This window comes from Streptomyces sp. H39-S7, assembly GCF_027158205.1.
Classification (GTDB): domain Bacteria; phylum Actinomycetota; class Actinomycetes; order Streptomycetales; family Streptomycetaceae; genus Actinacidiphila.
Genome location: NZ_JAPVLU010000031.1, coordinates 72,059 through 85,651, shown reverse-complemented (window position 1 = coordinate 85,651; position 13,593 = coordinate 72,059). Strand labels below are relative to the sequence as shown.

General features: G+C 74.1%; 11 protein-coding genes. 6 read left to right on the top strand and 5 right to left on the bottom strand.

From position 1 onward, the window contains the following. Positions 1–158: 158 nt before the first annotated feature. Complete coding sequence (gene fes, locus O3X23_RS27445; protein ID WP_269274251.1) at positions 159–1,412, top strand: enterochelin esterase; 1,254 nt, start codon at positions 159–161, stop codon at positions 1,410–1,412. Positions 1,413–1,465: 53 nt separating this feature from the next. Here the strand turns inward: fes and O3X23_RS27440 are convergent, their stop codons facing one another. From O3X23_RS27440 to O3X23_RS27420, 5 genes are all read right to left on the bottom strand, one after another. Further along, on the bottom strand, positions 1,466–1,672 hold the full coding sequence (locus tag O3X23_RS27440; protein WP_269274250.1) for an MbtH family protein: 207 nt from the start codon (positions 1,670–1,672) through the stop codon (positions 1,466–1,468). A gap of 4 nt (positions 1,673–1,676) precedes the next feature. Then, positions 1,677–5,624, bottom strand: a complete 3,948-nt coding sequence (locus O3X23_RS27435) for an amino acid adenylation domain-containing protein (protein ID WP_269274249.1) — start codon at positions 5,622–5,624, stop codon at positions 1,677–1,679. Continuing rightward, positions 5,621–5,848: a phosphopantetheine-binding protein gene (locus tag O3X23_RS27430; protein ID WP_269274248.1), complete on the bottom strand. Its 228-nt coding sequence runs from the start codon at positions 5,846–5,848 to the stop codon at positions 5,621–5,623. The genes O3X23_RS27435 and O3X23_RS27430 overlap by 4 nt, the downstream gene beginning before the upstream one ends. 5 nt (positions 5,849–5,853) lie before the next feature. Next, positions 5,854–6,516, bottom strand: coding sequence for an isochorismatase family protein (locus O3X23_RS27425; protein ID WP_269274247.1), 663 nt, complete (start codon positions 6,514–6,516; stop codon positions 5,854–5,856). A gap of 89 nt (positions 6,517–6,605) precedes the next feature. Beyond that, complete coding sequence (locus O3X23_RS27420; RefSeq protein WP_269274246.1) at positions 6,606–7,592, bottom strand: ABC transporter substrate-binding protein; 987 nt, start codon at positions 7,590–7,592, stop codon at positions 6,606–6,608. An 82-nt stretch (positions 7,593–7,674) separates the two neighbouring features. Here O3X23_RS27420 and O3X23_RS27415 point away from each other — a divergent pair, with 82 nt between their 5' ends. The 5 genes from O3X23_RS27415 (at position 7,675) to O3X23_RS27395 (ending at position 13,563) form a co-directional block, all read left to right on the top strand. After that, positions 7,675–8,706, top strand: a complete 1,032-nt coding sequence (locus tag O3X23_RS27415; RefSeq protein WP_269274245.1) for a FecCD family ABC transporter permease — start codon at positions 7,675–7,677, stop codon at positions 8,704–8,706. After that, positions 8,703–9,833, top strand: coding sequence for a FecCD family ABC transporter permease (locus tag O3X23_RS27410; protein ID WP_269274244.1), 1,131 nt, complete (start codon positions 8,703–8,705; stop codon positions 9,831–9,833). Before O3X23_RS27415 ends, O3X23_RS27410 begins: the two co-directional genes overlap by 4 nt. A gap of 6 nt (positions 9,834–9,839) precedes the next feature. Then, positions 9,840–10,658, top strand: a complete 819-nt coding sequence (locus O3X23_RS27405) for an ABC transporter ATP-binding protein (protein ID WP_269274243.1) — start codon at positions 9,840–9,842, stop codon at positions 10,656–10,658. Between the two features lie 48 nt (positions 10,659–10,706). Next, a complete protein-coding gene (locus tag O3X23_RS27400) occupies positions 10,707–12,281 on the top strand; it encodes a hypothetical protein (RefSeq protein WP_269274242.1) in 1,575 nt (524 codons plus the stop codon). A gap of 61 nt (positions 12,282–12,342) precedes the next feature. Continuing rightward, positions 12,343–13,563: an HtaA domain-containing protein gene (locus O3X23_RS27395; RefSeq protein ID WP_269274241.1), complete on the top strand. Its 1,221-nt coding sequence runs from the start codon at positions 12,343–12,345 to the stop codon at positions 13,561–13,563. The last annotated feature ends 30 nt before the right edge of the window (positions 13,564–13,593 follow it).

Below are 13,593 nucleotides of genomic sequence, written 5' to 3'. Positions count from 1 at the left end.
GAACAGCCGGCCCCACCGTTCCGGGCCCGCCAAGAATGAAGGTTAGCCTAACCTAAGTTGAGCGGAGCGGGGGGCACGGTTCTCCGTCGGACGCCGCTGCGACCAGGGAAGGTAAGGTCAGCCTTATCCCATGGCCGACACCGGAGGACGCACCGCTCATGCTGCCCGCACCACCGACCGGAACCCCCCGCCGCCCGCCGCCCGTCCCGCGCCCCGCCCCCGTCGAACGGGCGGAGAGCCGCCGGATCGCCGACCTGGCGGCGCGGCCGGAGACGGAGGAGGCGTTCTGGGACGCGGTGCGTGAGGAGGGTGCCCCGCTGGTCGAGGCGGCGCCCGACGGGGAGGGCGGGCACGTCGTCGTCACCTTCGTGTGGCGCGGCACGTCCGATACCCGCGCCGTCCTGGCGCTGCCCAACAAGGTGCTGGACCCGGCCGACTGGAACCGCAACCTGATGCGGCAGGTGCCGGGCACCTCGGTGTGGCACTGGTCGGTACGGATGCGGGCCGACTGGCGGGCGAGTTACGTGCTCTGCGTGGACGAGGGGCAGGCGCCGGCCGGGCTGGAAGGCCGGGCCTACGGCCAGTGGCTGCGCGGCCAGGGCCGCCGCGACCCGTACAACTCCGGTGCGCAGCCGCGCCGCTGGGGCGGCGAGCCGATGTCGGTGGTCGACCTGGCCGCGTCCCTCCAGGACACCGCCCCGGCGGACCGCGTCGCGGAGCGTGCACCCGGCACCGTGGCCGTGCACCAGGTGCGCAGCGCCGTACTGGGCAACGAGCGCCGGGTGTGGGTGTACGCGCCGGCCGGTCACCACCCGGCCCCCCTGCCGGTCGCGGTGGTCTTCGACGGCGAGATGTGGGAGCCCGAACTGCGCCTGTCGCAGGCGCTGGACGCGCTGCCGCCGATGGTCGTGCTGATGCCCGAGTCCCTGGGCGGCGACACCCGGTGGGCCGAACTGGCCTGCAGTGAAGCGTTCGCCGACTTCCTCTCCACCGAGCTGCTGCCGTGGGCGGCCGACCGCTGGCCGCTCACCACCGACCCCGCCCGTACCGTCCTCGCCGGACAGAGCCTCGGCGGTCTGACCGCCGCCTACGCCGCGCTGCGGGAGCCGGAGCGGTTCGGGGTGGCGCTGTCCCAGTCGGGCTCCTTCTGGTGGCCCAGCGGCACCCCCGACGAGCGGGGCGCCGAATGGCTGACGGACCGGATCGGGGAACTCCCGCCCCTGCCGGTGCGCTTCGTCCTGTCGGCGGGCCTCCAGGAGTGGGTCCTGCTCCCGGCCAGCCGGCGGCTGCGGGACGTCCTCCGGGCCAAGGGGTACGACGTCGACTACCGCGAGTTCAACGGCGGCCACGACTACCTCTGCTGGCGCGACGAACTCGTGGCGGCGCTCGGGACCGTGGCCGGCGGTTCCTGAACTTCGGGCCCCGGCCCCCGGACGACCGAGGTCGTCCGGGGGCCGGGGGCTTCTCACAGCGCCATCGTCCAGTACTCCTCCACATAGGCCGAGCAGCGGTCGTGGGAGTCCGGGCCGTACACCTGGATCCAGCCGCCCGGCACCGGGGCGAAGGCGGGCCACAGCGAGTACTCGCCCGCCGCGTTGCGCAGCACCAGATGGGTGGGCTCACCCGCGCGCGCGGCGTCCGGGTCGGCGTCGAAGGGGCTGTGACGGGTCATCGGTTCACGCTCCGAGGTGGTCGGCGAGAGTGGTGGCGATCGTCGCCATCGGTCCGGCTCCGGTCATCTCCTGGTGCAGGCAGTCGATGTCCCGGTTCACGATCCCGCCGGTGAGGTAGGGCCGCCACGCCTCCCTGGTCAGCCACGTCTCGGCGCGGGGTGCCGTCGCGGTGAAGAAGACCAGGTCGCCGTCGAACCGGCTGTGCCGGTGCTCGCGCATCAGACGGGCGTTGTTGACGACGATCCCGGTGACCGCGGAGAGGGTGAACTCCGGCAGCCCGGCCAGCGCGCTGCCCTCGTTCCGCAGCAGTTCGACCGCCGCCCCACGGTTCAGCGCCCGGCCCGGGTCGATGCCCGCCATCCGCAGCAGCGCGGCGAGCGCATCCTCGTCCGTCGGTCCGGCCTGGTCGCGCCACTGGTCGGACGGGTAGGCGTCCATGAGGGCCAGCAGCTCGACCTCGTCGCCCTGCCGCTGGAGATGAACGGCGACGGTATGGGCGACGACGCCGCCGACCGACCAGCCGAGCAGCCGGTAAGGGCCGTGCGGCTGCACCGACTTGAGGTGGCGCAGATAGTCGGCCGCCATGTCGTCCATGGAGGCCGGCAACTCCTCCGGCGCGGTCAGCCCCCGGGCCTGGAGGCCGTGGACCGGCTGGTCGGGGCCGAGCGCGGCCAGCAGGCCGGAGTAGCACCAGCTGATGCCGCCCGCGGGATGGAAGACGAACAGCGGGGTGCGGGCGCCGGTGGCCCGCAGCGGGAGCAGCACTCCCAGCGCCTCGTCGCCACCGCCGCCCCCGGTTCCGGGATCGCGCAGCCGTTCGGCGAGCGCGGCGGGGGAGGAGGCCTGGAAGAGCGCGCCGATGGGGAGGTCGACGCCCAGGGTCGCGCGGATCCGCGCGACGAGCCGGGCCGCCAGCAGCGAGTTGCCGCCGAGGTCGAAGAAGCCGCTCTCGGCCCCGACCCGGTCCACACCCAGCACCTCGGCGAAGAGCCGGGTGAGGGTCTCCTCCCGGGGCGTGCGGGGCGCCCGGCCGGCCGCACCGACGGCGGCGCCGGGCGCGGGCAGCGCGGACCGGTCCAGCTTGCCGTTCGGGCTGAGCGGGAACGCGTCGAGCGCGATGATCGCGCCGGGCACCATGTGCTCGGGCAGCGCCGCCCGCAGGGCGCCGAGGTCGGGCCGCGCGTCCGCCGGGGTGACGTAGCCGACGAGGCGCTGGTCGCCGGGCCGGTCCTCGCGAACCAGGACGCAGGCCGAGGCGACACCGGGGACGGCCGTCAGCGCGGCCTCGATCTCGCCCGGTTCGATCCGCTGCCCCCGCAGCTTCACCTGGTGGTCGGTGCGTCCCAGGTAGGCGACGCTGCCGTCCGGCAGCCAGCGGGCGAGGTCACCGGTGCGGTACATCCGGGCGCCGTCCGGGCCGAACGGGTCCGCCACGAACCGGGACGCGGTGAGCGCGGCACGTCCGAGATAGCCGCGCGCGAGCTGGGTGCCCGCCAGGAACAGCTCGCCCGTGACGCCCGGCGGGCAGGGCTGCAGCGCCGCGTCGAGTACGTACAGCCGGGTGTTCCAGACCGGCTTGCCGATCGGGACCGGGCCCTCGTGCCCCGGCCGGCACGGGTGGTACGTCACGTCGACCGCGGCCTCGGTCGGACCGTAGAGGTTGTGCAGTTCCACGCCCGGCAGCACGGCGTGGAACTGCTCGGCGGTCCCCGCCGGCAGCGCCTCGCCGCTGCAGAACACCCGGCGCAGCCCGGTGCACGCGCCGGCGGCCGGGTCCGTGAGGAAGACCTGCAGCATGGAGGGGACGAAGTGCGCGGTGGTGACGTGCTCCTCGCGGATGACCCGCGCGAGGTACGCCGGGTCCTTGTGGCCCTCGGGCCGGGCCACGACCAGGGCCGCGCCGTGGCGCAGCGCCCAGAAGAACTCCCAGACCGAGACGTCGAACCCGGACGGGGTCTTCTGCAGGATCCGGTCCCCGGGCTCCAGCGGGTAGGCGCCCTGCATCCAGCGCAGCCGGTTGTCGATCGCGCCGTGGGGTACGACGACGCCCTTGGGGCGGCCGGTCGAACCGGAGGTGTAGATCACGTAGGCGGGGTGCTGCGGTGTCAGGGCCCGGCCGGGGTCGGTCGCGTAGTAGCCGCTGAGGTCCGTCCGGTCCACCAGGACGACGGGCAGCGTCAGTTCGGCGGGCAGGGCGTCGCGGGTCACGCTGTCGGTCACGACGCAGGCAGGCCGGGCGTCGTCGAGCATGTACGCGAGCCGGTCGGCGGGGTAGTCCGGATCGAGCGGCAGGTAGGCGCCGCCCGCCTTGAGGACCGCGAGCAGGGCGACGATCAGGTCGATCGAGCGCGGTACGGCGACCGCGGCGAGCACCCCCGGGCCGACGCCCAGGCCCGCGAGGTGGCGGGCGAGGCGGTTGGCGCGGGCGTTGAGCTCGCGGTAGGTGAGTTCGCGGCCTTCGAAGACGAGCGCGGTGGCGTCCGGGGTACGCACCGCCTGGGCCTCGATCGGGCCGATGAGCGTGGTGGGGGGCACTGCGGTGGTGGTGGCGTTGAACTCACCCACGGTCAGGGCGCGTTCGGGCGCGGTGGTGATCCCGGTCAGGGCCTGCGGGCGCTGCGGGTCGGCTGCCGCGAGCTCCTCCAGCAGGTGCAGGAAACGCCCTTGGTGGGCGGCGAGTCCGGCCTCGGTGTACAGCGCGGGATTGCCGTCGTAGTCGATCCGCAGACCGGAGCCGTCGGCCCGGTCGTAGATGTTGACGGTCAGGTCCTCGACCGGGCCCGCGGACAGGTTGTGCGGGGTGGAGGGCGCCCCGCCGAACGTCAGCGCGTAGTCGAACGGCATGACGTTGACCAGGGGGCCGACCAGGGCCCGGCCCTCGCCCAGCAGTCCGAGGTCACGGCGGATGTCCTCGTAGCGGTAGCGCTGGTGCCTGCGGATCGTCCGGATGCCGAGGACGACCTGGCGGACCAGTTGCCGGAAGCTCTCCTCGGGCCGCACGCGCACGCGCAGCGGCAGCACGTTCATGACCATGCCCGGCACGCGCAGGGCCGCGGAGCCCATCCGCCCCATCATCGGCACGCCCAGCACGACTTCGGGCGCGCCGGTGGCCCGCGACAGGTACAGCGCCTGGGCGGCGATCAGCACATCGGGCCACGTGGCCCGGACCGAGCCGGCGAGGTCACGGATCCGGGTCGTCAGTTCCGGTCCGAGGTGGGCGGTACGGCGCAGGAAGGTCCGCGAGGGCAGTGCGGTGCGGTCCGCGAGACCGGGCACGGCGGGCCGGTCGCGGAAAACCTCGTGCCAGTGGGCGCGATCGGCCGCGAAGGCCTCGCCGGCCCGGTAGGCGGCGTCGTCGGCGACGAGTTCGGTGAGCCGGCCGAAGGGGCTCGGGCCGATCCCGGTGCCCTGCGCGAGCGCCGAGTACACCTCGGCGACCCGGCGGGCGAGCAGCGAGTACCCGAAGCCGTCCATCACCGCGTGGTGGATGCGCTGGTACCAGAGCCAGCGGTCGTCGCCGACCCGGAACAGCGCCTGCGCGAACGGCGGTCCGGCCGCCAGGTCGAACGGGACGGCGAGGTCGGCGCGCATCCACGCGGCGGCGGCGAGGCCCGGGTCGGGCTCCGCGCGCAGGTCGGCGGTGTGCAGCGGGAAGCCTTCGTCCAGCGCCCGCACGGCCAGCGGCAGTTGGCGGGGCCCGTCGGGCGTCTCGACCAACCGGACGCGCAGGGCGTCGCACTCGCCGACCGTACGGTGCAGCGCCTCCGCGAACAGCGCCGGGTCGATGTCCCCGTGGATCTCCACGTACTCGGCGGTGTTCAGCGCCGGGCCGGCCGGGTCGAGGGACTGCGCGAACCACATGCCGCGCTGTGCGGCGGTCAGCGGCAAGCCCCCGGCACCGGACACCGTGTCGGCCACCGTGGGCGTTCCGGGGTCGAGCACGGCCGTCATGCGCCGACCCCCGGCAGCGCCATCCACGCCTCGATGGCCGGCTGCTCCGCCAGTTCGACGAAGGTGACCTCCACGCCCTCACGGCGCCACCGCTCGACGAGGGTCATGATGCGGACCGAGTCCAGACCGTAGTCGACGAGGTTCTCGTCGAACGGGATGTCCTGGGGGTCCTCGTCCAGGACCTCGGCGACGTCCTGGCGGATGCGCTCGCGGGTGAGTGCCATGCCGGTCACTTCCCTTCCGTGGTCTGGAAGCCGGGTTCGGTGGTGGGGAAGACGGCGTCGGTGGTGGTGACCACGGCGCACCGGCCCGCCGCCCACTTCAGGGCCATGTGGTGGTCGGCCTCACTGAAGTCGGCGACCGCGTCGGCGACGACGAAGGCCTGGATGTCGCGCATCCAGGCGTCGCAGGCGCTCATCAGGACACCGATGTGGGCGTACACCCCGACGACGATCAGCTGGTCGCGGCCCTGCGCGCGCATCATCTCGGCCAGCTCGGTGCGGACGAAGGCGCTGTACTTCCACTTGGTCAGCACGGTGTCGTGCCCGGCGGGGGCCACCGCGTCCGCGACCGCCGCGGCGCGGGCGTCGGCCGGCAGTCCCGGACCCCAGAAGTCCTGCTGCAGACCGCGCTCCGCGGCACTCTGGCCACCGGGCTGCGCGGAGTACACGACCGGGACGCCGAGCCGCTCGCACTCCTTGCGGAGCAGCGCGATGTTGTCGAGCAGTTCGGTGACGGGCGACGCGCCGGGGGTGAAGGCGTCGAGGAAATAGTTCTGCAGGTCGTGGACGAGCAGCAGCGCGCGGTCGGGGTCGACGGCCCAGTCGACCCGGTTGGCCGGGAGGCTGTCGGGGGTCGGCATCGGGTAGGGCGCGATGGCTGGCAGGGCCATGGGAGTCTTCCTCAGTTCGGTTCTGGCGGCGGTGTCGGCGGTGCGGGGTCGGCGGTCGCGGATGAAGCGGATGAAGAGGTCCCGTCGCGTCAGGGCTTCATGGCCCGCTCGACGTCGTCGAGGACGTTCATCGCGGCGGTCGCCCCGCCGAGGCTCGTCCACTGGGTACCGTCGATCTCGGTGGCGTGCTTGGCGGTGATCGCGCCCAGGCTCTTGAAGGCGGCGTCGGCCGAGAGCTTGGCGATCAGGCCCGTCCCGCCGGCCGACTGGCCGGTGGAGGTGAGGGTGCCGATGAAGAGCCAGTCGGCGTCGATCTGCCCGATGTCCTCGGCGCTGAGCGGGGTGGAGTGGCCTTCGCCCTGCTGGTTCTGCAGGCCGGGGCGCTGGAAGGCGAGGTCCTTCAGGACGTCGCTGATGAAGACGCCCTGCTGCATGACGGCGGTGCCCTTGGGGGAGTACCGGGCGACGCTGACGGTCGAGCCGGCCCGGTTGCCGATCGCCGTCCGCACCGCGGTCACCCGCTGGTCGTAGGAGCCGAGGAACGCCTTGGCGGCGGCGGACTTGTTGAGGACGGCACCGGTCACGGTGAGCGCCTTCTTCCACGACTTGGTCCCGTCGATGGTGATCACGGTCGGCGCGATGGCCTTGAGCTGCTTGAGGACCTGGCTGTCGGAGATCTGCCCGGCGAGGATCACATCGGGTTCCGCCGCGACGACCTTCTCGATGTCCGGCCCGGTGACCGCGCCCACCAGCGGTATGCCCTTGGCCTTCGCGGCGAGGTACGCGGGAGCACCGTCCTGGCCCCGGCCCGCGGTGAGGCCGACCGGTGTGACGCCCAGGGTCAGGGCGCTGTCGAGGTCCATCTCGCTGAGCACGACGACCTTCTTCGGGGCGCCGGGCACCGTCACCTTCGCGCCGGTGGCGTCGGTGACCGTCCGCTCCTTCGCCGTGCCGTCCGCGGCGCCGGCGTCCGTCCCGGAGGAGCCCGATCCGCACGCGGTGAGGGCGAGGGCGGAGACGGCGGCGATGACGGCTGCCGCGGTCAGCCGGGCGCGCGAGGTGCGGGTGGTGGTCATGCGGAACTCCGATGGAGAGGGGAACGACGGTCAGTGCCGGGCCACTTCCGGACCCGGTAAGAGCTTAGGCTAGGCTAACCTTATGGCAGTTCAGCAAGGCGAAGTGCGGGCGATCCGGACGGCGGCCGCGATCCTCGTGGCGGCGCTGCTCGGCCTCGTTCTGCTCTCCCTCCTCACCGGCTCCGGCACCATCCCCATGGGTCGCGCGATGGACTTCCTGCTCGGCGACCCGTCGGCGCGCGCGGACGCGCGGCTGCGCGCCGCCGTCATGGACGTACGGGTGCCGCGCACGCTCGCCGCTCTCCTGGTGGGCGCCGCGCTCGGCGTGGCCGGCGCCCTGCTCCAGGCCGTCACCCGCAACCCGCTCGCCGAGACCGGACTGCTCGGAGTCAACTCCGGCGCCGCACTGGGGGTCGTCGTCGGGCTCACGTACTTCAAAGTGACGTCCTCGTACGGCGTCCTCCTCTGGGCGCTGGGCGGCGGAGTGGCCGCCAGCTCGGTGGTGCTGCTCCTGGTCGCCTCCGGCCGGGCGGCCGTCTCGCCGCTGCGCCTGGTGCTGGCCGGATCCGCGCTGGGCGCGACCTTCCACGGGATGACGGCCTACGTACTGCTCGGCACCCAGACGACGTTCGACGAGTACCGCTACTGGACGATCGGCTCCCTCACCGGCGTCACCACCTCGACCGACCTGGCGATCGCGCCCCTGGTCGTCGCCGGGCTCGCCCTCGCCCTCGCCTCCGCCCGCCCGCTGTCCGCGCTCGCGCTGGGCGACGACGCCGCCCGCGCGCTGGGCCACCGGCCCGGCCGCATCCGGCTGGTGGTCGCCGGATCCGTGGCTCTGCTGGCCGGAACAGCGGTCGCGCTCGCCGGGCCGATCGCGTTCCTCGGACTGCTCGCGCCGTACGCCGCCCGCGCGGTGACCGGCCCGCGGATGGGGGCGCAACTGCTCCTGTCCGGACTGGTCGCCATGGCCGTCATGGTCGCGGCGGACATCCTGGCCCGCGTCGTGATCCGGCCCTGGGAGACCCCCGTCAGCGTGCTGCTGGCGCTGCTCGGCGGACCGTTGCTGATCTGGATCGCCCGCACGGGACGGATGACGGGAACCCCGGCATGACCACCGACCTGACGCGCGACCCGGCCCCCGCTTCCGCGCGCGACTGCACGCCCGCGGACAGCCTCGTGCTGCGCACCGGCACCCTGTCGTGGCTCTTCCCGCGCCGGACGGCGCTGGTCGTCCTCGGGCTGACCGCCGTCGCCGCGGTCGTCGTGGTCCTCGCGTCCTTCGCCAGTTCGACGGGGATGAGCCCCGGCGACACCCTCGCCGGGCTGCTGGGCACCGGCACCCGCGGCCAGGTCCTGCTGGTCCGGGAGTTCCGGCTGCCGCGCATCCTGGTCGGCCTGATGGTCGGCGCGGCACTCGGCGTCTCCGGCTGCCTGACGCAGACCCTCGCCGGCAACCGGCTCGCGACCCCCGACGTGATCGGCGTCAACGAAGGCGCCTCCGCCGCCGTGGTCGCCTCGGTCGTCGGCAGCAGCACGGCGATGGTCGGCGAATGGTGGCTGGGCCCGCTGGGCGCCGCCGCAGCCGCCGTCCTCGTCGTGCTCGCCGCGGGAGGCACCGGCACCCGCGGCTACCGGGTCCTGGTCGTCGGCATCGGCGTCTCCACCGTGATCGGGGCCGTCACCGACCTGGTGATGTCCCGGCAGAACCAGAACACCGCGGGCGGTGTCTTCCTGTGGAGCGTCGGCAGCCTGAACGGCCGCGACTTCTCGGTCGGCGCCCCGCTGCTGGCCTGCCTGACGGTCCTGATCCCGCTCGCGCTGATCGCCGGCCGGCGGCTGGACGTGATGCGCTTCGACGACGACATGGCGGCCTCGCTCGGCCTGAACATCCCGCTGATGCGCGGACTCACCCTGGCGCTGGCCGTGGCCCTGGCCGGGGTGGCGGTCGGCATCGGCGGCCCGATCGCGTTCGTGGCACTGGCCGCACCCGTGGTGGCCGGCCGGCTGTGCGGCCCGACCCGGGTGCCGGTCATCGGCTCCGCACTGACCGGCGCGATCCTGATCGGCGCGGCCGACGCGCTGGGCCGGATCGTCGCACCGGTGGAGATCCCGGTGGGCGTCGTCACCAGCGTCCTCGGCGGCCCCTTCCTGCTCTGGGTGCTGTTCAGCGACGGCGCGGAGCGCCCACGGTATTCGCAGCGCCGCCCGGCACTGTTCCGGCGCAAACGAGAGGTCTGAGTGCAGGTGGAATTGCGAGTTGAGGGCGTCCGCGCCGGTTACCCCGGGCACACCGCCGTGGACGGCGTGGACCTGACCGTCCCCGCCGGGCAGGTCGTCGCGGTCGTCGGGCCGAACGGCTGCGGGAAGTCCACCCTGTTGCGGACCATCGCCCGGTTGCACCGCCCGGACGAGGGCCGGGTGCTCCTCGGGGACGAGGACATCTGGGAGCTGAAACCCCGCCGGGCCGCGCACCGCATCGCGCTGCTGCCGCAGTCCCCGCAGGCACCGGAGGCCGTGACGGTCGCCGGCCTCGTCCGGTACGGGCGCCATCCGCACCAGGGGCTCTTCCGGCAGTGGTCGCGCGAGGACGAGGCGGCGGTGCGCGAGGCGCTGGAGGTGACCGGGGTCGCGGACCTCGCGCGCCGGCGGCTCGACCAGCTGTCGGGCGGTCAGCGGCAGCGCTGCTGGCTGGCGATGGTGCTGGCCCAGCAGACGCCCGTGGTCCTGCTGGACGAGCCGACGAGCGCCCTGGACCTCGGGCACGCGGTCGAGGTGCTCGGCCTGGCGCGCGACGTCGCCCGCGCCGGGCGGACCGTGGTCATGGTCCTGCACGACCTGGCGGCCGCCGCACGGTACGCGGACACGATCGTCGCGATGCGGGACGGGTCCGTCGTCGCGGCAGGCGACCCGCGTGAGGTCGTGAACGCCGCGCTGGTACGGGAGTTGTACGGGATCGAGGCGGACATCCTCAGTGCGCCGAGCGACGGATCGCCGGTGGTGGTTCCCGTCGTGCCGCGGAAGGCGGCCCTGGTGCCCACGGAAGATATGGTTAGGCTAACCTAACTGCACCGGGTCTCCCCGGCGTTCACTTTCGCGAGGAGTCGCTTCCGCATGCACGTTCACCGTTCCCGCGCCGGCCTGCGCCGCGCCGCCGCCGTCGCGGCGAGCACCACGCTCGTCCTGGGCATCACCGCGATCGGCGCCGCCTCCGGCGCCGCGGCCGACACCCGTCCGGCCAACGCGTCGGACGCCGCCGCTCCGGCCGCGGCCGACGCTCCCGCGGCGGTGGCGCCGAAGGTCCGGCTCGGCGCCGAACAGGCCGTGGGCGGCGGACAGCTGACGTTCGCGGTCACCGGCTATCCGGCGGGCGCGAAGCTGACCGTCAAGCTCGACAAGGGTGCGGTCGTCGGCACCTTCACCGTCGGAGCGGCGGGCAGCGCCGCCGGCACCCTCACCGTTCCCGCGGGCACCGCCGCGGGCGCCCACGTCCTCAACTTCCTGGCACCGTCCACCTCGGTCTCGCCCGGCTTCACCGTCGTCGAGGGCGCCCCCGCCGCCCCGGTGGCGCAGGCGCTGGTGGGAGCCGACTCCTACCAGGAGGGCGCCGAAGTGCCCTTCGCGGTGACGGGATACCCCGCGGGCGAGGCGCTCACGGTCAAGCTGGTGGCCGGCACCGTCAAGACGACCCTCGGCTCCGCCGTGACCATCGGCGCGGACGGCACCTACGCCGGCTCCGTCACCGTTCCCGCCGGAACCGCGGCGGGCGCCTACCAGCTGTTCTTCCTCGCCAAGGGCACCAACCCGGCGGTCGCCGTCACCATCACCGCGGCGCCCGTGGTCACCGAGCCGAGCGTCACCCTCGGCGCCTCCGAGGTTGTGGCGGGCACGGACGCCCGGTTCGCCGTTGCCGCCTTCCCGGCGGGCGGCACCCTCACCGTCAAGCTCGGCACGTCGAAGGACGACGCCGTGCAGCTGCGGCAGTACACGATCGGCGCCGACGGCGCGCTCAGCGACACGGTGACCGTCCCGGCCACCACGGCCGCGGGCAGCTACACGCTCTTCTTCCTGGCCACCGGCGTCGCGGTCAGGACCCCGCTGACCGTCAAGGCCCCCTCGGCGGAAGTGCCCGCAGCCGCCACCCTTGCCACGGACGCCCTCGCGGCGGGCGGCACCCTCGGCTTCCGCGCCACCGGATACCCGGCGGGCGGCACGCTCACCGTCAAGCTGGACGACGGCGCCATCCTCAGCGCGTTCACGGTCGGCGCCGACGGTACGTACGAGGGCCAGGTGACCGTCCCGGCCGCCACGGCCGCGGGCCGGCACTGGCTGCGGTTCCTCGCCAAGCCCGGATACTCCGTCAAGAGCGCGGAGTTCACGGTCACCGCAACGGGAACCACGGACGGCGGAACGACGACCGGCGGCAGCACCACGGGTGGCACCGGTTCGACGGGTTCGACCGGTTCCACCGGTTCGACCGGTGGTTCGACGACCACGGGCGGGACCACCGGCACCGCCGGGGGCGACAACTCCGCCCCGGGCTCGACCGGCGGCACCCACGTCTCGCTCGCCTCGACCGGCGCCGGGGACCTGACCCTGCCGCTGTCACTGGCGGCCGGCCTGCTCGTCGCGGGCGGCACCGCCTACACCGCGACACGTCGCCGCAGGACCGCGGCGCAGACCGGCTGAAGCGCCTCCGGCAGCCGTCCCGCATCCCTTTCCCGAGCTTCAACGAGCGGAAGAACACGTCATGTCCCACGCATCCCGCCTGCACCGCACGATCGCGGTCGCGTCCGGCACCGCCCTCACCCTGGGTGCGCTCTCGCTGAGCGCCACCGCCATGGCCGACAGCCCGGGTGAGAGCGGCCCGAAGGCCTCGGCCGGCGCGGAGGTGACCGGGGGGACCCTTCGCTGGGTGCTCCCGGCCACCGACGCCAGCGCCGTCTCCGTCGACGGCGGCGCCGCCGTCGCCGCCGACGGACGCACCGTCACCCTCGTTCGTGCGGAAGGCGACTTCGACACCGCTGCCCGGAGCGGGAAGGTCGCCTTCGACGGCCGGATCCACCTCACGGCCACCGACGGCACCGGCGCCCGGACCACCATCAGTGACGTCCACGTCGCGATCACCGCGAACGGCACCTCCGCGATCGTCGGCGACTACCAGGTCACCGAACCGGCCGCCGCGCCGTCGGAGACACCGACCGCCGCCCCCGGGACGGCGAAGGAAGCCGACGCCGCGCAGGACGTCACGCTCGCCGAACTGCCCGCGCCCCAGGTCGCACCGGCCGACGACGCCGTGACCGTCACCGCCCCGACCCTCGCACTGGCCCGCACCGCCCCGGCGATCCTCGCCGTGTCGGCCCGCAACGCACCGGCCTCCGCCACCCCCGCGATCACCCTCGCGCTGACCACCCGGTCCGCCCCCGCGCTCGTCGCCGCTCCCGCCGCCGCGGGCAAGGCCTCGGCGACGACCGGCGCCACGACGGTGACGGCGGGCGGCTCCCTCGGGTTCTCGGTCGCCGGCTACCCGGCCGGGCAGAAGCTGACCGTCAAGCTCGACGACGACGGAATCCTCAGCCAGTTCACCATCAAGGCCGACGGCACGTACGCGGGCAGCGTCACCATCCCGAAGGACACCGCGACCAGCGGCTCCCACTGGCTGCGCTTCCTCGCCCCCAACCCGGCGACCAGCGTCAAGGGAGCCTCGTTCACCGTCACCGCGGCCTCCACGGGCAGCGCCGGCCCCACCCCGACCCCGTCCGCCGGCACCACCGCGCCCGCCAAGGGCGGCACGACCGGAGGCACCACGGGCGGAACCGGCACGACCGGCACCGACGACGCCCCGGCCGGCGGCGACACCCTGGCCTCCACCGGCTCCGACGCCACCGCCCCGCTCCTGGCGGCAGGCGCACTCCTCACCGCGGGCGCGGCGGCCCTCGTCGCCACCCGGCGCCGGCTGTTCTCCCGATAGACCACAGCGGTGGGCCAGACCGGGAACCCT

What these genes read in the sequence shown, in the direction of transcription:
- O3X23_RS27400 (WP_269274242.1), top strand. Translation starts at nt 10,707, where the DNA reads ATGCACGTTCACCGTTCCCGCGCCGGCCTGCGCCGCGCCGCCGCCGTC.
- O3X23_RS27440 (WP_269274250.1), bottom strand. Translation starts at nt 1,672, where the DNA reads ATGACCCGTCACAGCCCCTTCGACGCCGACCCGGACGCCGCGCGCGCG.
- O3X23_RS27430 (WP_269274248.1), bottom strand. Translation starts at nt 5,848, where the DNA reads ATGGCACTCACCCGCGAGCGCATCCGCCAGGACGTCGCCGAGGTCCTG.
- O3X23_RS27425 (WP_269274247.1), bottom strand. Translation starts at nt 6,516, where the DNA reads ATGGCCCTGCCAGCCATCGCGCCCTACCCGATGCCGACCCCCGACAGC.
- O3X23_RS27410 (WP_269274244.1), top strand. Translation starts at nt 8,703, where the DNA reads ATGACCACCGACCTGACGCGCGACCCGGCCCCCGCTTCCGCGCGCGAC.
- fes (WP_269274251.1), top strand. Translation starts at nt 159, where the DNA reads ATGCTGCCCGCACCACCGACCGGAACCCCCCGCCGCCCGCCGCCCGTC.
- O3X23_RS27395 (WP_269274241.1), top strand. Translation starts at nt 12,343, where the DNA reads ATGTCCCACGCATCCCGCCTGCACCGCACGATCGCGGTCGCGTCCGGC.
- O3X23_RS27415 (WP_269274245.1), top strand. Translation starts at nt 7,675, where the DNA reads ATGGCAGTTCAGCAAGGCGAAGTGCGGGCGATCCGGACGGCGGCCGCG.
- O3X23_RS27420 (WP_269274246.1), bottom strand. Translation starts at nt 7,592, where the DNA reads ATGACCACCACCCGCACCTCGCGCGCCCGGCTGACCGCGGCAGCCGTC.
- O3X23_RS27435 (WP_269274249.1), bottom strand. Translation starts at nt 5,624, where the DNA reads ATGACGGCCGTGCTCGACCCCGGAACGCCCACGGTGGCCGACACGGTG.